Here is a 20,279-nt window from a genome sequence, read left to right on the forward strand (position 1 = left end):
CATTTGAAGATTTATGGGTTTCTGCATGATAAAGGAGTTTCAAAATGCGGCTCTTTATTGCCATCCGTTTCAGTGAAGCTATCTTAGAAGCACTCTGGTATATAGAAAACCAGCTTTGCCAGCAGGCGTTATCTGGAAATTTTACACGGAAAGAGAATTTTCATTTGACCTTGTCCTTCTTGGGAGATGTTACAGAGGTGGATGCCATTCTACAGGTGATGGATCAGGTGAAATTGCCTGCTTTTCCTCTGCGATTAGAGGGGATAGGCTGTTTTTGCCAAGAAAAGGGCGGGGATATCCTTTGGGCTGGAGTCAGAGAGTCCCAGGGGCTCCGCCAACTGCAAAGTTTTTTAGAGCGTGCCTTGCGGCTCAAGGGGTTCCCGCTTGAGCAGAGGGGGTTTCAGCCGCACATCACCCTAGGAAGAAAGGTAAAATTGTGTGAAGGGTTTCCTTTAGCAGCGTTTTCTGCCACCATCCCCCCAGTGGATATGGAGGTTAGAAAGTTTTACCTGATGCGCTCCGACTCTCCACAGGGAATACTTACATATACGGAAATTTATGAGAGAGAGTTGGAGGGATTGCCAGGCCATTCATACGATTCCGACGAATAGGAGGCGGATAGATGCCGGAGAAAGAAAACGGGATTGTTGTTTATATGCTTCAGTGCATCGATGGGACCCTCTATACTGGATGGACCAACCATCTAGAAAAGCGGCTGGCCGCCCATAATGCAGGCCGTGGGGCAAAATATACACGTTCTCGTAGGCCGGTCCACCTCGTTTATCAGGAAGCGCAGCCGGACCGTTCGGCTGCCTTGCGTAGGGAGGCGGAAATTAAGCGTTTGACCAGGCTGCAAAAGCTGGCGCTAATCCACGGAAGGCCGCTTGATTAAGAGAGATGGATTGTGCTATACTTTTGAAAACAACGATCGATAGAAGGAGGAGTTATACCATGCCATGCATCCAGACGAAAGTCAGCGTTAAAATGACGGAACAGCAGGAAAAAGCGATTAAGGCCAAATTGGGGCAGGCAATTTCCCTAATCCCGGGAAAAAGTGAAAACTGGCTGATGCTCACGTTCGAAGACGGTTGCAAGATCTACTTCCAGGGGGACTGTGACAAACCGGCAGCCTTTGTAGAGGTCAAAATCTATGGGAAAGCCAATGGTAGCGTGTACAACCAAATGACAGCAGCCATTACGGATATTTTGAGCAAGGAGCTACAGATCGCCCCAAACCGTATCTATGTGAAATATGAAGAAGTTGCCTATTGGGGTTGGAATGGAAATAATTTTTAAATAGAGAGATCCGATAAGAGAAAAACGCCTCTGCAATTCGCTAAAATCGCGATTGCGGAGGCGTTTTTTGCGTAGTCCAAAGAGGGCCGGGAAATTTCGCTAGGAATTTTTTGAAATGGAGAGCGCCCTTTATAGCACGTGAATGACCATTTGTAATAATAAGGACAATATATACAAATAGTACTTTTATCCGTTGGCAAATACCAAAAAATAGAGTAGGACGAGTGCCCCCAGAATGATCCGATAATATCCAAATGCTTTAAAATCGTGCTTTTTGATATACCCCATCAAGAATTTGATAGCAAGGACGGAAACCACAAACGCTACAATCAGGCCGGTCAAAAGGATGGCGATTTCCATACCGGTATATGTAAAGCCAAACTTGACCATTTTTAAAAAGCTTGCGCCGAACATCACGGGGATCGCTAGGAAAAAGGTAAATTCTGCGGAGACCGTGCGGGATGCACCAAGCAGGATTCCTCCGAGGATGGTCGCCCCAGAACGGGAAGTCCCGGGGATCAGCGCCAGCACTTGGAACAGACCGATACAAAAGGCAGTGCGGTAGGAGAGATTCGAGAGCGTGCGTACTTTTGGCCTACGGCGTTTGTTCCAATTCTCCACTAAGATAAACAGGACACCATAGAGGATGAGCATGATGGAGACCGTTACATAATTGAAAAAGATGCTTTCGATCATATCATCGAAAAGGAGCCCGATCACCGCCGCAGGCAAACAGGAAACAATAACCTTGCCCCAAAGGGTGAATGTATCACGCCTTTCCGTTGGCGTCTTCTTTCGTGAAAAGGGATTGAGCTTGTGAAAATACAGCACCACAACGGCAAGAATCGCACCTAGCTGGATAACGACCAGGAACATATCCTTAAAGGCCTGCGAAGTGTTGAGTTTGATGAATTCGTCTGCAAGGATCATGTGGCCCGTGCTGCTGATGGGTAGCCATTCCGTGATACCTTCAATGATGCCAAGAATGGCAGCTTTGAGGAGCTCCAGTAAATCCATTGATATACCTCCTAAACGGTTGGTCGTTCTGGCAGAGGGCGCCGTCAGATTGGATGCGCCTCCGGCCGCCGTTATCCATTATACAATGGATGACATAAAAATAAAACGATATTTAGCGATTTCTTAAAAGGATGATCCCGTTTATAAAAAATCCGAATAACATCGAAACAGGTCGAAACTGTGCCTCTTTCACAAAGCGGAAAACAACAAAATCAAAAAAGCTTGCTACCTCGTCTATTGAAAACTTTATTCTGCAAGGCTATAATCCAATTATAGCCTAGAGTTTTCAATATGCCTTTGAAAATGTGGATGGCTTGTAAAACTAGGAGGAGGGTTTCGTAATGTTTGAGCAATTAAAAGAAATGATACGGAATTATGTTCAGGTGGCAGATGAGGATATCCACAGGGATTCCCGATTTGTGGAAGATTTGGGATTCAATTCTTATGAGTTTATGTGTCTCGTCGGAGAGGTTGAGGATGAATTCGACATCGAGGTGGAGGAACGCGAGGCGGCAAAGATCAAAACGGTGCAGGAAGCGCTGGATTACATCGCCACTTTGACAGAAGAATGATTTGTACTTGTCCAGTTCCTTTGGAAGGGCAGGAGCACCGGGCTGCCTATACCTTGCTCGCCTGGGCGCTACATCGTCTACACGGCTTTTCTGGCAGGTTGGTTTTGTCACGGACGCCAGAGGGGAAACCGTTCCTACATGATTTCCCAAAAGTCCGGTTCAGCGTTAGCCATTGCACAGGGATGGTTGCTTGCGCGGTCGATTGCGTGGAAACGGGCGTGGATATCGAAGTGGTCCGCCCATATTCCGAACGCCTGACATACCGGTGTTTGGCTCCGGTTGAGCGGGAACAGCTTTTGGGTGATAGCCGGGAGCGGGAAGAAGCATTCTTTCGCTTTTGGACATTAAAAGAAAGCTATGGAAAAGCGTTAGGGACCGGGCTTGGGTATCCTCTCCGGGAGGTTTCTTTTCATCTGGGGGACCCCCCAAAGAGCAACGTGCCCGGCTATTTCTTTATACAAAAAGTAATAAATAAGAAATTTATACTTTCTGTGTGCAAAAAAGGAATTCCCCCAGAACAAACGGTAACCGTCTTACGGCATTTGCCAGAACGGATAGGAGGTATTACTTATGAGGATGGATCAATTGCAAAACCTGAAGGATTTGGTTGACTTTTCAGCTGAGACCTATGGGGAGAAGACTGCAATCCGCTATAAAAAGAAAAAGGAGATCATCGACCGGTCCTATCTGGACCTCAAACGGGACAGCGAGGCGTTTAGCCGGACACTGTTGCAGAGAAATCTCCGCGGAAAGCATGTGGCGCTGTTGGGGCCTACAAGCTATGAGTGGATTGTTGCCTATTTTGGAACGGTGAATTCCGGTGGGGTCGCTGTACCGATCGATAAGGAACTGCCGGCTGCCGACATCTGCGACGAGCTGAATCGTGCGGATGTGGAAGTGTTGGTCTATGACAGTAGCTATGAGGATATTGCCGAGCAGGTGCGGAGCGGCTGCCCGCAGGTTATGACCTATTTTGAGATGCAGCGTGCGGAACATGGCGAGGGGACGCTATCCTTTCACCGGTGCCTGGAAGAAACGGCGGGGACGTTTGACGAACCTGTGGATCGGGAAAAGCTCAGCGTGATTATGTACACTTCTGGAACAACTGGAAAGAGCAAGGGGGTTATGCTCAATCATCGGAACCTGATTGATAATGTCGTCCATTTGGAAATGGGCATCGAACCTGGATCCGCCGTATTGATGACAGTATTGCCAATTCACCATGCCTACTGTTTTACCTGCGATATCCTGAAAGGGTTACAGTTGGGGTCAACCATCTGCATTAACGATTCCCTGATGCGTATTGCAAAAAATTTGCAGGTCTTTAAGCCAAATACCATGCTAGTGGTGCCAATGATCGCACAGGTTATGTACAACCAAGTCTGTGAAGCAGCGAAAAAGTCCCTGGTGATCCCCAAAAAGGTGATTGCGAAGGCGGCGTTTGGCGGAAATTTACGCACGATCTACTGCGGCGGCGCGTACCTCAATCCGGAGATGATCGAAAAATTCCGGGAGTTGAACATCAACCTGGTGCAAGGGTACGGTATGACGGAGTGCGCTCCCTGTATCAGCCGCAATTCGGAACAATGTGTCAAAGAGGAATCCGTGGGGAAATTGCTGCCTGGCTGTGAAGCAAAGGTCGTGGACGGAGAAATCTGGGTCAAAAGCAGCTCGGTGATGTTAGGATATTACAAGAACGAAGAGGCCACAAAGGAGACACTGGTGGACGGTTGGCTGCGTACCGGCGATCTCGGCTATGTCGATGAGGACAATTTCCTGTATATCACAGGCCGCAAGAAGAACCTGATTATTCTGAGCAATGGGGAAAATGTTTCCCCGGAAGAGCTGGAAAACCGGATCAGCGAAGAACCTTTGGTCGCCGAAGTGTTGGTATACGAAGAAGACGGGCAGATTACTGCGGAAATTTACCCCAACGAGGAATATGTGGCCAAGAAACGCATCAAAGATGTCCAAGCAGAGCTTTCTGCACGTGTGGATGCCATGAACCGGGCTTTGCCGATGTTTAAGCAGGTACGCAGGATCAAACTGCGGGAGACAGAGTTTGAAAAAACGACCTCCCGTAAGATCAAACGGCACTACGGGACGGCATCCTCCAAATAGAAGCCAATATAAAAGAATCAGGCGGTCCCTTTTCCAGAGATTTCAGGGGGGGGAACCGCCTGTTTGGCAAAGGGGATTGTAGAACTTTGTCTCTTTTGTTGCACTGCTCTTGTAAAGTCCTCAAACTTACGTTATAATATACAGGCATAGGTTACAAAAACCATCGCCTTTTGGCGATTCAGTCTATTAGGAGAGGCGGCGTAAGAGTGAGGACAAGGGGGATTCTGCTTGTAGGAAACATGGGCGCAGAACGTGACAATTTGCGCAAATGGTTTGAATGTTCCTATCAAATGTTGGAAGCCCAGAGCCAGGAACAAATATTGCAAGACTTGGAAACCGGCCATAACCGGATTGCCGCCATACTTTTGGGTATGGAGGACCCACAGTTGAACGGATTTGAAGTCCTAGAGCTTCTATCCGAATTGCATTGGACGGATCGGATTCCTGTTGTCACAATTGTTTCCCGCCATTCGAAAAAAGTAGATGAAGTTATCTTACGTGGGTATGGTTTGGGAATGGCAGACGTCATTTGTATGCCATGCCCTGCTGAGGTTGCCCAGAGGCGCATACAGAATATGATGGAACTCTATGCGCACCGCCTCTATTTGGATAAAATAGCCACCTATCAGACACGGGAATTGCGCCAGCAAGAGTGTAAACTACGCCGTACCTATACCTTCATCATCGATGCGCTCAGCACAGCGGTGGAATTCCGGAACGGCGAATCTGGGCAGCACATCCGCCGGATCCGTGGGATTACAGAGGTGCTTTTGCGCCATCTGGCGGTGACCCACCGGGAACTGGGGCTGGGTGAAGAACAGGTGGAAACGATCATTTATGCCGCTGCAATGCACGATATTGGGAAGATTGCGATCCCAGATTCTGTGCTGCTCAAACCTGGGAAATTGACGGAGTATGAATATGCCATTATGAAAAGGCACACGCTCTATGGGTGTGCGCTTTTGCAGAGTTTTGTCTATGAGCAGGACGACGCGCTGGCTACCTGCTGTTATGAAATCTGCCGTTCCCATCACGAACGTTGGGATGGGTGTGGCTATCCAGATGGCCTTGTGGGAAACCAGATCCCTTTGGCGGCGCAGGTAGTTTCCCTGGCCGATGTATATGATGCCCTGGTGAGCAGACGGATCTATAAGCCCCCTTATTCACATAGCCAAGCGGTACAAATGATCCAGGATGGGGAATGTGGCGCATTCAACCCGATGCTTTTGAAGTGCTTTATGGAAGTAGAAAAACAGCTATGTGAACAGTTTGCCTTCCATGCAGCGGAGTGCTCGGATGGCAGCCTTCCTGCATATAGAGGTGCGTATATGGAAATACAGGATAAGCACATTTATCAGGGAGGACCAAGCGGAGAAAACCGATCCCCGGAGGAGATGGCTACATACAACCTATTGGATCAACTGGGGATTTCTTATGAACGCCTGGATCACAGCCCGGCAGCTACCATTGCAGATTGTGAAGAGGTCAAAGACCTTTTAGGGGTGGAAATTTGTAAAAACCTGTTTCTCTGCAACCGTCAAAAGACCCATTTCTATTTGTTGGTCATGCCAGGGAATAAGGCTTTCCATACAAAGGAGCTATCTTCCCAGATTGGAAGTGCGCGCTTATCCTTTGCGGGGCCAGAGGCGCTGGAGGAGATGTTGGGGGTGACGCCGGGCTCGGTAAGTATCCTTGCGTTGATGAACGACCCAGGGCATCAAGTGCAGCTCTTGGTGGACCGGGATGTAGCAGAGGAACCTTTGTTCGGATGCCATCCGTGCCGCAATACGTCGAGCTTGAAAATCCGCACAAAGGACATCTTTGAGGTATTTCTTCCATATACGGGGCATTCACCGACGTTGGTAACGCTTTCGAATGAGTGATTGATTTTCAAATGTAGGACGGGAATTCCCGTCCTTTTTCTTTATAGACACATAAAAAGAGATTGACGCATAGGATACCAGCAGACAACCGAATGGAAGGTGGACAATGCGATGGTGACCATCAGTCTGTGTATGATTGTGCGCAATGAGGAGGCCGTTTTGGAGAGATGCCTGCATTCTGTTTGCAATGCCGTGGATGAAATTATCCTGGTGGACACCGGTTCAGAGGACCGTACCAAGGAAATCGCCCGGTCCTATACGGACCGGATCTATGACTTCGCCTGGTCGGATGATTTTGCTGCGGCGCGGAATTTTTCCTTTTCCAAAGCGACGATGGACTACTGCATGTGGATGGATGCGGATGATGTCCTATTGGAAGCGGATACGAAGGCCCTTCTGGAATTGAAGGAGACATTGGACCCATCGGTGCAGGTGGTTATGCTGCCCTATCACATCGCGTTTGATGCACAAGGAAAACCGACGTTTTCTTACTATCGGGAGCGTTTGATCCGGAATGGCCAGGGGATGCGATGGGAGGGGGCAGTCCATGAGGTCATCACGCCGGTCCAACCGATTGCATATGGGAAGGCCGCCGTCACCCATCAGAAGATCGGTCCTGGGGACCCGGACCGCAACCTCCGGATCTACGAAAAGCAGCTTGCGTTGGGAAAAATACTTTCGCCGCGGGAGCAGTTCTATTATGGAAGGGAACTGTATGCCCATGGAAAATTTCAAGAGGCGGCAGAGATATTCCAGAACTTTTTGGATGGCGGGCGGGGATGGATAGAAAATTCTATTGATGCATGCCGGCAGTTGGCATACTGCCAATATGCGCTCGGCAATGAAAAAGACGCTTTGCGTTCCCTGCTGCGCAGCCTGGAGCTGGATGCACCCAGGGCGGAGGTATGCTGTGATATTGGCAAGCATTTTTTGGACCGGGGGCAATACCAGCAGGCGATCTTTTGGTACGAGACCGCGGCGGGCAGGACGCGGGACGATCAATCGGGGGCGTTTGTCCAGCCGGATTGCTATGATTATATCCCGTATTTGCAGCTATGTGTCTGCTACGACCGGCTGGGGGAATTCGATATAGCCAACCAATACAATGACATGGCATGGCGTTGTAAGCCCGAATCAGAGGCTTGCAGAAACAATCATATTTATTTTATAAAAATACGATAAGAATAGATATCAATCTGTATATTTATTAGCTAGTCTATAAAGTTTCTTGCCCTGTTTTATATGTAAGTAAAGATCTGCCTGACGAATGCAGTCAAATATTGCATTTGTCAGGCAGATACATTTTTTGAAAAAAGGAAAAAAGAAAAACAATTATTTTTTTGCACAAATAGCGAATTTTTTTACAGGATTGTGGTTTCAGCCTTGTAGTTCCTTTTGAAAAATGATACTATATACAATATCTTAGGGCGTCTATTGTAAATCATTATGCATATCCGCAGAATCTTGACCCAGAGGTCTTTTTTAAGGGATATGACACGGACGCTCTTTTTGGATTTTTATGAAGGAGGAGATGTTTTAAAAAAATTTTGGAAGCGAAGATATGAAGAAGAGAAACCGTTTGAAAAGGAGGTTTGTTCACAAGTGAAACAGAGAAGAAGGCTTCTTGCATTGCTTCTGGCAAGCACGATTGCCATGGGGAGTTTCACCGGCGCGCTGGCCCTCACCGATGAGGACGTGAAGGACAGCACGGCCGCGCAGACCAATGTGGCGGAGGACGCCACAGAAATGGACCGGCAGATTTTATTCAACGATGACTGGAAATTCTATCTCGGGGATGCTTCGGGCGCACAGGAGAAGAATTTCAACGATTCCAGTTGGCGCGATGTCACCCTACCGCACGACTGGAGCATCGAGCTTGACTTTACCAATGGTGCAACCACTTCCGAGATCGGCCACCTGGCAGGTGGTATCGGATGGTACCGCAAGACGTTTACCCTCCCGCCGGAGATGGCGGACAAGCGGATTACCGTCGACTTCGGCGGTGTCTATATGGACAGTTATACCTATGTGAATGGGGAATTGGTTTCCCGCCATCCGTACGGCTATACGCCGTTCTCCTATGACATCACGGACCTGGTAGTCTGCGACGGCGAGACGGAGAACGTAATCGCGGTACGGGCGGAAAACCGGATCGATAGCATGCAAGGCACGACCAGCCGTTGGTATTCCGGCAGCGGCATTTACCGCGACGTCCACCTGACGGTCACGGAACCGGTGCATGTAGCGCGCTATGGCACGAAGATCACCACGCCGGACCTGCAGGAGGAATACACCTCCGGCCAGGATGTCACCGTGAATGTGGCGACCCAGGTGCAGAACGATTCGGAGGATGAAGCGACGGTCACCGTCCGGACCTCCATGGTGGGCTATGAAGACGAGAGCGTCCTCATTGACCCGGTGGAATCGGAACCCGTTGCTGTAGCAGCCGGTGAAACCGAGACGGTGGAGCAGGTGCTTTCCGCGGCAGAACCGGCCCTGTGGTCTGTGGACGACCCGAACCTCTACAACTTGGTGACAGAGATTCTGGTGGACGGCGTTGTTACCGACCGTTATGAGAGCCGCTTTGGATTCCGTTGGACGGAGTTTACCGTCAACGACGGCTTCCTCCTCAACGGCGAGTGGATGAAGCTCAACGGCATGTGTATGCACCACGACCAGGGCGCTTTGGGCTCGGTGTCGAATTACCGTGCCGTCCAGAGACAGATGGAAATCCTCAAGGGGATGGGCGTCAATGCTATCCGCGTCACCCACAACCCGGCGTCCAACGAGTTGTTGCAGGTTTGCGACGAGCTGGGCCTGATGGTCATTGAGGAAGCATTTGACTCCTGGTTCCTTGGAAAGAAGAGTTACGACTATGGCGTCCGCTTCTTTGAAATGGAAGCGACGGACCCGACGGCAACGCCCGGCCAGACCTGGGCGGAGTTTGACCTGAAGACCATGGTCAACCGTGGAAAGAACTTCCCCTCCATCATCATGTGGTCCCTGGGCAATGAAATTTATGCCACGGACAATGCAAGAGGTCCCGAGACCGCGCAGAAGCTGTATGATTGGACGAAGGAAATCGACGATACCCGTCCTTGCACGATGGGCGAGGACAAGTTCCGCGAAAGAGACGCAACGGATACCACTTCTACATACATCCAAGTAGCGGACAAGATGGACGTCGTCGGTATGAACTATATCGACCGCTATCCGTATAAATACGATACCCTCCGCGCGACGCATCCGGATTGGATTATCTATGGTTCGGAGAACTCATCTGCAACCAAGAGCCGCGGCGTTTATGCGCACCCAGATAGCGAGGGTACCGGAGACTCCGGCAGCCACCCGGATTACCAGCAGTCCTCCTATGACAACGACCACGTGGGCTGGGGCAGCACCGCGACGCAGAGCTGGACCGCAAACCGCGACCGGAAATTTGTCTTGGGAGAATTTGTCTGGACCGGCTTCGACTACATCGGCGAGCCGACCCCGTGGAATCAGAATGCGTATGCACCGCCGAAGAATTCCTACTTTGGCGTTGTAGATACCGCAGGCTTTGTAAAGGACGACTACTATCTCTATGAGAGCCAATGGACCTCCGTTGAGGAGAATCCGATGGTTCATATCATGCCGCACTGGAATTGGGACGACGCTTCTCTGCGCGCCCAGGTGACGGTGAACGGGGAAATCCCGGTCCGCATCTATTCCAATGCGCGCTCGGTCGAATTGTTCAAGGACGGCGAATCCCTTGGCAAGCAGACCTTTGCCACCATCACCCCGTATCAGGATGAAAAGGGCGAGGATGTCGTCTATCAGGTGAACCCGGACAATGAGAGCAAGCTCTATCTGGAATGGCGCATTCCGTACGAGCCCGGCACCCTGAAGGCTGTGGCATACGATGAAAACGATGAAATCGTGGCGGAAGACGTTGTGACGACCGCAGGCGACCCAGCGGCGATTTCGCTCTCCGCAGACCGCCAGGTCATCGAGTCCGACGGACGCGACCTCTCTTACATCACGGTGGACGTCCTGGACGCAGACGGAAACTTTGTGCCCACGGCGGACAACCAGATGTATTTCAACATCACCGGCGACGGCAAGATCGTCGGCGTGGACAACGGCAACTCCCCGAGCTGGGAGCGCTATAAGGACTACGACGGCGTGTGGAAGCGCAAGGCTTTCAGCGGCAAGGCGTTGGTGATTGTCCAGTCCACCAAGGAAAACGGTTCCTTCACTTTGACGGCGACAGGCGATGGCCTTGCCAGCGACTCGATCACCTGCTATACCACGGAAAATGCAGGCGAGGGCAAGGATATCCTGGGTTATGACAATCCTGGAACCGTTGTGACCAATGTCAACGAGCGGCCGGATCTGCCGGAGACCGTTATGGCGATCTACAGCGACGGCAGCAAGGAAGAGGTCCCGGTTGTATGGGATGAGATTCCGGAAGAGCAGCTGGCACAGCCCGGCACCATCACGGTCCGCGGCGATGTGGACGGCGCAACGGTCGAGATCACGGTCATTGTGAAGAGCGTCCTCGGCGTGCGCGATACCCGCATGGTCACCCGCACCGGCACGGTTCCCACGCTTCCGGAGACGGTCAAGGTCGTGTACAGCGACGGCACCGAACAGAGCATGGCGGTTGCCTGGGAGACCATTACCGAAGAGGAAGTTGCCCAGGAGGGGACCATCACCAAGCTCGGCACCGTGGAGGGCATCCCGGAGGATATGAAGGCGACTGCGTATATCCGCGTAGGGGAACAGTCGGTCCCAGGCGCGAATGTGGCCGTCCGTGCAGCAGGAGAGACGTATCCGAAGGCAAATGCTTCCTATAACGTTGGAACCGGGCATAATATGTCCGACAGCATCAACGATGGAACCATCGCCTTTAGTCCCTCTTGGAACAACTGGCAGAATGGCGGCGTCGGCCTGGAGGATTCCTGGGTAAGCGTCGAATTTGAGGAAGCGTACACGATCAGCAAGGTTGGCGTGCATTTCTTCACAGACGGACAGACCAAGGAGCCGAGAGAGCTGATCGTCCAATACAGCAACGACGGCGCCGATTGGACCAATGTAGAAAATCAGAGCAAAACCTCTGGGTTTAATGTTGCACAGGGAGATGTGAACACCGAATATTCGATCACATTTGACGCAGTGAATGCGAAGTTTATCCGCCTGTCCATGAAGGGGCAAGTGCGCGATGCAAGCACCTTCAAGCCGGTGGGTATTTCGGAACTGAAAGTGTACTCGGATATTACAGCCGCGCCAGTGCCGAGCAGTGATGCCACCTTGACGGCATTGCAGCTGAACGGCGAGGATCTGGAAGGGTTTGCACCGACCACCTATTCGTATACATATGTGCTCGGCTACAACGATTCGATCCCGGAGATCACGGCAGTTCCCGCAGCAAATGCATCTGCGTTTGTTGTCCCGCCGCTGACCAACGACGGTTCCGCGAGCATCATTGTTTCCGCGGAAGATGGAACAACCAACCGCTACACCATCCAGTTCCAGCGCAGCGACGCGACGTTGGAGAGCGTGGTACTCTCTGCGGATAAGACGGATCTGGTGGAAAACGAGCTGGTTCCGTTCACCTTGACCGCCACCATGGAAGATGGCACGACCCTGTCCAGCGGCAGCTATACGGTGGAATACACCGTCACGGCGACCGACGCGGAACAAAAGGGTTGGGTGAAATTCAATAACAACGGACAGATCGAAGCGCATACGGCAGGCGCCGTGGAAGCTGTGGCAGAGGTCACTTACCGCGGGAAGACGGTCGCTTCCGAGCCGTTGGCCCTGACGATTGCAGCGGCAACCGAGCCGATTGTCGTACAGTTCTATGATGCTGTTTCGGTTACGACCAAGTTGAACACCGCCCCGGTTTTGCCGGAGAAGGTTACCGCTTACGTGGCGAACAGCTTTGCACGGGAGCTTTCCGTGCAATGGGATGCGATTGATCCCAGCCAGTACGCAGCGTATGGCCAATTTACGGTGGAGGGCACCGTCGAAGGACAGGAGCTCAAACCGACGGCCACCGTCCTTGTAAAAGACGCGATTGCGGCACAGCAGGTTTCCGCAGCTACGCCGTATGGCAATACCCCGTCGCTGCCGGAAATTGTTACGGTTTACAACAGCGATGGAACGACGAACACGGAAGTCCCGGTCACCTGGGAGCCGATGTCCGCAGACGACTTTAAGGTCGAGGAAGGAACCGTCGTGCTGGTCAACGGCGTGGCGGAATTGGACGGAACGGAATTGCCGGTTATTGCGAGCGTCCGTGTGACGAGCCAGGATGTGGTCGTCAGCAAGAACTATGCAGAGCTTCAGAACGGCTACGAGCTTCCGTTTGCCATCGCTTCTTATACCAACGACGTCCCCGAATCGACGGACCGTGTGGATAAGCTGAACGATGGAAAGATCTCCTTTGCAACTTCGGATGCAGAGGGCAAGAATATCTGGTGCGACTGGCAGCGCAATGCTGGCGGTACGGAAAACTGGGTTGCTGTTATCATCGGCAACAGCGGCGCCGTTGTGAACCGCTTTGTGGATACCCTGAAGGTTGGCTTCTATGACGAAGGTTCTTCCGGCGGCACGCAGAAGCCTTCCGATTACCGAGTGGAATACTATACCGGCCCGATCGACTTTACCCTGCCGGATGGCCCCACAACCGCACTGGGCCCGAACAACCCGCGCGGCCATGTCCGCGACATGGCGGACAGCCCGCTGAACGACGACAGCAATTGGCAGGAAGTATCCTATGTGGGCGGCAAGCCCGCGGTAAAGACCGGTGAGATGATGGAAATCACCTTCGACCCGGTGGAGACCTGCATGCTGCGTGTGTACATGACCCCGACAGGGACTGCCTGCCTGGGTGTGACGGAATTGCAGTACTTCGGCAAGGATGCCGTCGCGAAGTCGGACTTTGCTGTCAATGCCATCAAGATCGACGGCGAACCGTTGGCAGACTTTGATGCGTCCAAGATGGAATACACCGTAGAGCTCACCTCCGCGGCGGTCCCGGCCGTAACAGCAGAGGCGACCAACAATGCATCCGTTACGATTGTCCCGGCCGTCAGTGCAAACGGCACAGCGAAAGTGATTATCGCGCCGGAGGATGGCAGTGTTGCAAATACAAAGACCTATACCATCCAGTTCCACAGCGAATCTACGGCGGACACCTATCCTGTAGTGACAGAGCCGGTGGAAGGCGCAACCGTTACGACCGACCTCCAGCAGGCGCAGGAAGGCCAGACCGTTACGGTAAACATTGCGGACATCGCTGCGGATAAGCAGTTCCACTCCATTACGGTTGTGGATGCAGACAATAACCCTGTTGATACAACCGAAGTGGTGGCTGGCGAACAGTATACCTTCACCATGCCGGCTTCCGCTGTCACCGTCAAGGTGGTTTTGGAGGATAACGACCCGAATCAGGAACATCTCTTGACCGTTTCTTACTCCGGTAAGGATGTCTCCCTGTGGGTGGACGGCGTCCAGCAGAGCTTTGCAGACAAGATCAACCAGTACCGTGTCAACCTGAAGAAGGGCGAAATCATTGCCCTGACTTTTAAGCCGCGCAACGAAGGCAGAGAGTTCCGCGCGATCCTCTGCAATGATGTAGCACAGGAAGTGACCAACACAACCGAGTATCTGTATACCGGCACCATGGACGGTATGGATCAGGCGTTGAGCTTCACGTTTGATATCGTCTATAAGGAGCTTCTGAAGCAAACCATCGATGCGGCCCAGCAGGAAGTGGACGCGGGCAATACGCAGGGCCTGATCCCGGCGGTTCAGGAGGCGTTTGATACGCGCTTCCAGCGTGCAAAAGAGGTTTATGCAGATCAAGAGGCAACCCAGGCGCAGATCGATGCGGCCCATATGGACCTCATGATGGTTCTGCACTTCCTGGACTTCAAGTCTGGCGATAAGACCTATTTGAAAGACTTGATCGACACAGCGGAAGCGCTCGATCTGGACCTGTTTGTAGAGGCAGGAAAGGCCGAATTGGAGGCAGCTCTTGCAAACGCGAAGGGCGTCTATGCGGACGAAAGCGCTTTGCAGCCGGAGGTCGACGAGGCGGCGGAAACGCTCCTCGAAGCGATGCTTGCCCTCGACCGCAAGGCGGACTTGTCGGTATTGAATACCGTCATTGCGAAGGCCGAAGAAATCCTGTTGGTCTTGGACGAGGATTACATCCCCGATGAAGAGGCGAACGAGGCATTTAAGCGTTCCCTTGCCACTGCGAAGTCCCTCACGGAAGAGAGCGGACAGAGAGCGGTCGATGAAGCGGCTGTGGATCTTTCCAATAAGATGGCGGCGCTCCGGCTGAAGGCAGATAAGTCCCTGCTGGAAGAACTCTTAAAGGAAATGCAGGGCATTGACCCGGCCGATTATACTGCAGAGAGCTATACGCCGTTCGCTGCAGTGATCAAGAGAGCGGAAATCATGTACAACGATCCGATGCTGAGTGTGGACGACGAGCCAGAGATTCAGAGCACGGTGAACGAAGCAAGAGCTCTGTTTACCAAGCTTGTACAGAAGAATTCCGGCAGCAGCTCCGGTGGAAGCCATTCGGGCAGCTCCAATAAGCCTTCCGGAAGCGGTACAACGGTTGCCGTCACCTCGCCGGTCATCACGGCGGCACAGAATGTCCAGACGCAGATCTATGTTGTCTCGGATACGACATTGCCGTTTGCGATCAAGAGAGGCAGCGCCTATTGCTTCAAGATGACTGTAGTTGGCAGCACGACAGCTGTTCCCAGCTTTACCGTTGGCAATGGCGATGTGCTCAAGACGCAGTACGTTGCAAAGGTTGGCAACGACTATTACTTCCGCGTATGGGCTATTGGCACGCCGGGCAGCAGCACAGGCGTCTATACGACCCTGCCAGGACAGAACCCGCAGCTGCACTGTGTTGTGACTGTCAAATAAGAATCGGTTTTTTGCTCCCAATGGGTTTGTAACATCCAATCGGGCAGCGGCGCCCCTGGCCAGAAGGAACTGGCCAGGGGCGCTTTTTCTTGAAAATTTGTGAACTACCCAGCAATCTCCATTTGGGCAGAGTGTTAGGGGGATACCCCAAAACGATTGTGAAAACCAGAATGGAATCAAAAGGCGCAAAACGTGGGGAAGATTCGGCCTGTTTTTGTGGCTGTCAACAAGCTTGCCGCGCGTCTATTGACAAATCGGCATTGTATGGTAGAATAATACTTAAAATTTTTTAATTATATGGGATGGATGCTTGGCTACAAAAGGCTGTGGAGGAAGAATGGAATTGGACTTTTGTGCCGGAAATCCATAAGGAGAATCGCCATGTTGGAGCAAACCTTTCGTGAAATCTATACGAAGTTTAAGCTGAATTTTTATAAAAATATTTTCCACACGATGGATCAATCCAACAATCGGCTGAGTGCTACGGAGGCCTTTTCTGTAGAGGTGATCTATGCAATGAAAGGGCCAACGATCCGGGAGTTTGCCGATTTTGTCAATATTTCGCAGCCGAACGCCACGTATAAGATCAATTCCCTTGTGAGGAAAGGCTATATCAACAAGGTCAATTCCGCGTCGGATAAGCGCGAATACCATCTGGAGGTCACGCAGAAGTTCTTGGACTATTACCGTATAAACGATAGTTATATCCATGAAGTGATGGAAAACATCCGAAAACGTTTTGCCCCGGAAGATGTGAAGCGGCTGGAAGAAATTCTGCGAGTAATTGCGGACGAATTGATGTGACGGGCGGCCATTGGTGGATTCATAACTCCCATGCAAACCGGCCCCGGATGCATATTTTTAGATGTGCTTCAAAAGGAAAAATCTATGATGAGAAAATCCTGTTTCAAACATGGTCTTTGAAACAGGATTTTCTATGGGGAAAAATTGTAAGCCATTTGGAACGCCTCTGCCACAGGAGACGCCGGGAGAGGCGTTTCAAATGGAAGAGGTCTCGTCCAATTGGCAAAAAGAAATATGAAATTTGTAAATTTAGTTGAAAAATTGTGCAAAATATGTCATAATGGAGTCCCGTTGAACTGTAATGGCGGAATGACAAATAAATAGGAAATGAGGAGGAGCTTTTGTGGAAAAAAGTAGGAGTAGTTTTTCTGGAAGGATTGGCTTTGTGCTCGCAGCTGCGGGTTCTGCCGTTGGCTTAGGGAATATTTGGCGGTTTCCATATTTAGCGGCAAAATATGGCGGAGGTATTTTTCTCCTGGTTTATGTGATTTTGGCGATTACATTTGGTTTTTCCCTGATGATCGCAGAAATAGCACTTGGGCGGAAAACGGGGCTGAGTGCAGTTGGAGCATATCGAGCGTTAAATAAAAAATATTCCTTTATAGGGACGTTAACGTCCGTTGTGCCGATGATTATTTTGCCCTATTATTGCGTGATTGGCGGTTGGGTCGTGAAGTATTTTGCCGCTTTTCTGAGTGGCCAGGGAAATGCGGCGGCAGGCGAAACCTATTTTGCCAATTTTACGGCTCAAACGGCACAGCCGATCGTTTGGTTCTGTGTTTATGCCATCGCAACAGCAGTCGTCGTGTTGCTTGGAGTGGAGAAAGGCGTGGAAAAGGTCAGTAAGATTCTGATGCCCTTCCTGGTCGTTTTATCCATTGCCGTTGCCGCGTATACAGTTTGCATGCCCGGCGCTATAGAGGGCGTAAAATATTATCTATTCCCGGATTTTAGCAAATTTTCTACTACAACGGTGCTGGCAGCTTTGGGACAACTGTTTTATTCGATGTCCTTAGCAATGGGAATTATGATTACTTATGGCTCCTATATGAAAAAGGATGCGGACATGGAAAAATCTGTGGGACAGATTGAGATCTTTGACACGGGAATTGCTTTTTTGGCGGGCCTAATGATTGTCCCTGCGGTCTTTGTCTTCTCCGGTGGGGACCAAGCGCAGTTAAGCGCCGGCCCAAGCTTGATGTTTATCACACTTCCGAAAGTATTCGCCAGCATGCCGTTGGGCGGATTGATCGGCAGCGCTTTTTTCCTGCTGGTCCTATTTGCAGCACTGACCTCTTCAATTTCCCTGATGGAGACGGTTGTCTCCATTTTGCAGGATAAATTCCAATGGAGCCGCCGTATGGCATGTATGATCGTGATCATTGGAATGCTGCTTATTGGAATTCCGACGTCGCTCGGCTTTGGCATTTGGGACTTTATTCAGCCTTTGGGAATGTCCATTTTGGATTTCTTTGACTTTATCAGCAATAGCGTTCTAATGCCCATCGTGGCTTTCCTGACCTGCATCTTTATTGGGTTTGTTGTGAAGCCCGATCTTGTAGTGGAGGAAGTAAGGCTATCTTCCAAATTTAAGAGGGAAAAACTGTTCCGAGTGATGATTAAGTATGTCGCGCCAATTTTTATTGTTGCAATTCTGGTCAGTTCCGTGCTGAATTCGCTGGGGATTATAACCATCTGATTGAAAGAAAAAGGGACGCCGCCCGGATAGACTCCGGGCGGCGTCCTTCTGTGTAAAAGGCCTGTGTTTGTATTCAGGAATGCGCAGGCAGGGAAGAAGCTACGTTTATGCTTCCAGACCTTCAAACTGCATGTTGTAATATTTTGCATAGATCCCATTTTTTGCGAGAAGCGTTTTGTGATCCCCGCGCTCCTGAATCCCATCGTCGTCCAGGACGAGGATTTCATCCGCGTTTCGGATCGTGGAAAGGCGATGGGCAATGACAATGGTGGTGCGGTTTTTGGCGAGCCGTTCCAGGCTTTGTTGGATATGCTGTTCACTTTCATTGTCCAAGGCGGAAGTTGCCTCATCGAGGATCAAAATTTTGGGGTTCTTTAAGAATACCCGTGCGATGGATAAGCGCTGTTTTTGGCCGCCGGAAAGCCGTGTCCCGCGTTCCCCAACGTCGGTGTCGTACCCATCCGGAAGGCTGACAATAAAATCATGGATATTGGCATTTTTGGCAGCTTCGATGATTTCCTCCATGGTTGCATCCGGCTTCCCATAGGCGATGTTCTCCCGGATGGTGCCGCCGAACATATAGACGTCCTGTTGGACAATCCCAATCGCGCTGCGCAGGCTTTTGAGGGTTAAACTGCGCACGTCTTTTCCGTCTACGGACACAGAGCCCTCCGTTACATCATAAAACCTGGGAAGCAGGGAACAAAGGGTGGTCTTCCCGCCGCCGGACGGCCCGACCAACGCGATGGTTTTTCCCGCCTCGATATGGATCTGGATGTTTTGCAGCACATTGCTGGAATCGTCATAGCTGAACGAAACATTCTGATAGTCGATCGTTCCCTGCACATCGGTAAGCTCCTGTGCATCGGGGGCATCCACAATTTCCGGCTGTGTTTCCACCACCTCTAAAAAGCGCTTGAAACCGGAATAGCCCTTTTGGAACATCTCCGTGAACTCAATGAGCACATCGATGGGGTTGATAAAGATGTTGATGTAGAGCGCATAAACGGCCAGGTCCGTCAAGAGGATATCGCCGCGGGCGACAAAGTAGCCGCCGGACACAAGCACGGTGGTAAATAGAATCCCCTGGAAGAAATTATTCCCCGCGTGATAACTGCCCATGCGCCGGTAGTTCCGCTCCTTGGAGTCGAGGAATTCAAGGTTGCTCTTTTCGAATTTTTTCTGTTCCAATTCCTCGTTGGCAAAGGACTTTACCACGCGGATGCCAGCTAGGCTGTCCTGGACCCGTGAGTTGACGCCGGCGATTTTCCGGCGATTGTCCATAAAGACCGCGCGCATCTTTTTGTTTTGGTCGATGCAAAAGAGCAGCATGATGAGCGTAACCGCGGCCAGAATCAGCGTCATCGGCACGTTGATCCAGAGCAGGAGCGCAAAGGAGCCGAGAATCTTTAACAGCGAGATGAAAATATTCTCCGGGCCATGGTGTGCCAGCTCCGAGATGTCAAACAGATCCGAGACCAATTTGCTCATCATTTCGCCGGTATTGTTGCGGTCGTAGTATGAAAAGGAAAGGCGTTGGAAATGATCGAACAGGTCCTGGCGCATATCGCTCTCCATGCGCGCGCCCATGACGTGGCCCTGATAGGTGATATAATACCGGCCCAGGAAGCGGAGAAAATACATCACCAACAGCCCAATCGCCATCCAGGGGAGAATCCGATAGATTGCCTGCGCGCCGTGCGCAAAGAGATCCTTGGTGGCCCAGTTTAGAATTTGGGGGAATGCCAGGTCAACTGCGCTGACCAGCAGTGCGCAAAACATGTCCATCCAGAAGACGGATTGATACGGCTTATAGTATTTGACAAATTTTTTGAAAACGTGCATAGTACCTCCTCAATGCAAATGAAAACGATCAGAGGGAAAACTCCCGCACAGCTTCCCTCAAAAGGGAAACATATCCCAAATCTGTTCCAGATTCAGGATATG

General features: G+C 51.0%; 13 protein-coding genes. 11 read left to right on the plus strand and 2 right to left on the minus strand.

Translation table 11 applies throughout. The features are described from left to right. Positions 1-44 precede the first annotated feature (44 nt). Genes thpR through I2E77_RS01005 form a run of 3 tightly spaced genes read left to right on the plus strand, consistent with a single transcriptional unit; the run spans position 45 to position 1,296 of the window. Positions 45-611: an RNA 2',3'-cyclic phosphodiesterase gene (gene thpR / locus I2E77_RS00995; RefSeq protein ID WP_087230142.1), complete on the plus strand. Its 567-nt coding sequence runs from the start codon at positions 45-47 to the stop codon at positions 609-611. A gap of 11 nt (positions 612-622) precedes the next feature. Then, the gene (locus I2E77_RS01000) at positions 623-892 is read left to right on the plus strand and encodes a GIY-YIG nuclease family protein (RefSeq protein WP_087230145.1); all 270 of its coding nucleotides are present in this window, start codon (positions 623-625) and stop codon (positions 890-892) included. A 59-nt stretch (positions 893-951) separates the two neighbouring features. After that, positions 952-1,296 (plus strand): phenylpyruvate tautomerase MIF-related protein, encoded by a 345-nt coding sequence (locus I2E77_RS01005; protein ID WP_087230148.1) that lies wholly within the window; start codon positions 952-954, stop codon positions 1,294-1,296. Between the two features lie 186 nt (positions 1,297-1,482). Here I2E77_RS01005 and I2E77_RS01010 read toward each other — a convergent pair whose 3' ends face one another. Continuing rightward, positions 1,483-2,313: an undecaprenyl-diphosphate phosphatase gene (locus I2E77_RS01010; RefSeq protein WP_087230150.1), complete on the minus strand. Its 831-nt coding sequence runs from the start codon at positions 2,311-2,313 to the stop codon at positions 1,483-1,485. A 341-nt stretch (positions 2,314-2,654) separates the two neighbouring features. Here I2E77_RS01010 and I2E77_RS01015 point away from each other — a divergent pair, with 341 nt between their 5' ends. From I2E77_RS01015 to I2E77_RS01050, 8 genes are all read left to right on the plus strand, one after another. Next, positions 2,655-2,885: an acyl carrier protein gene (locus I2E77_RS01015; RefSeq protein WP_087230153.1), complete on the plus strand. Its 231-nt coding sequence runs from the start codon at positions 2,655-2,657 to the stop codon at positions 2,883-2,885. 218 nt (positions 2,886-3,103) lie between these two features. Further along, the gene (locus I2E77_RS01020) at positions 3,104-3,496 is read left to right on the plus strand and encodes a 4'-phosphopantetheinyl transferase family protein (protein ID WP_195450433.1); all 393 of its coding nucleotides are present in this window, start codon (positions 3,104-3,106) and stop codon (positions 3,494-3,496) included. Then, entirely contained in the window at positions 3,456-5,006 is a 1,551-nt protein-coding gene (locus I2E77_RS01025; RefSeq protein WP_442858910.1) for an AMP-dependent synthetase/ligase, read from the plus strand. The genes I2E77_RS01020 and I2E77_RS01025 overlap by 41 nt, the downstream gene beginning before the upstream one ends. A gap of 206 nt (positions 5,007-5,212) precedes the next feature. Then, positions 5,213-6,889 carry an HD domain-containing phosphohydrolase gene (locus I2E77_RS01030; RefSeq protein ID WP_195450434.1) on the plus strand — a complete coding sequence of 559 codons (1,677 nt, stop codon included), beginning with the start codon at positions 5,213-5,215 and terminating at the stop codon, positions 6,887-6,889. A gap of 111 nt (positions 6,890-7,000) precedes the next feature. Then, the gene (locus I2E77_RS01035) at positions 7,001-8,071 is read left to right on the plus strand and encodes a tetratricopeptide repeat-containing glycosyltransferase family 2 protein (protein WP_087230162.1); all 1,071 of its coding nucleotides are present in this window, start codon (positions 7,001-7,003) and stop codon (positions 8,069-8,071) included. A 420-nt stretch (positions 8,072-8,491) separates the two neighbouring features. After that, the gene (locus I2E77_RS01040) at positions 8,492-15,829 is read left to right on the plus strand and encodes an Ig-like domain-containing protein (protein ID WP_195450435.1); all 7,338 of its coding nucleotides are present in this window, start codon (positions 8,492-8,494) and stop codon (positions 15,827-15,829) included. 381 nt (positions 15,830-16,210) lie between these two features. After that, positions 16,211-16,633 (plus strand): MarR family winged helix-turn-helix transcriptional regulator, encoded by a 423-nt coding sequence (locus I2E77_RS01045; protein WP_087230168.1) that lies wholly within the window; start codon positions 16,211-16,213, stop codon positions 16,631-16,633. 343 nt (positions 16,634-16,976) lie between these two features. Further along, positions 16,977-18,332 carry a sodium-dependent transporter gene (locus tag I2E77_RS01050; RefSeq protein WP_087230171.1) on the plus strand — a complete coding sequence of 452 codons (1,356 nt, stop codon included), beginning with the start codon at positions 16,977-16,979 and terminating at the stop codon, positions 18,330-18,332. Between the two features lie 105 nt (positions 18,333-18,437). Here I2E77_RS01050 and I2E77_RS01055 read toward each other — a convergent pair whose 3' ends face one another. Continuing rightward, positions 18,438-20,177 (minus strand): ABC transporter ATP-binding protein, encoded by a 1,740-nt coding sequence (locus I2E77_RS01055; protein WP_191441352.1) that lies wholly within the window; start codon positions 20,175-20,177, stop codon positions 18,438-18,440. Positions 20,178-20,279 lie beyond the last annotated feature (102 nt).

This window comes from Anaeromassilibacillus sp. 1001302B_160321_C8 (genome assembly GCF_015554745.1).
Taxonomy (GTDB): Bacteria; Bacillota; Clostridia; order Oscillospirales; family Acutalibacteraceae; genus Anaeromassilibacillus; species Anaeromassilibacillus stercoravium.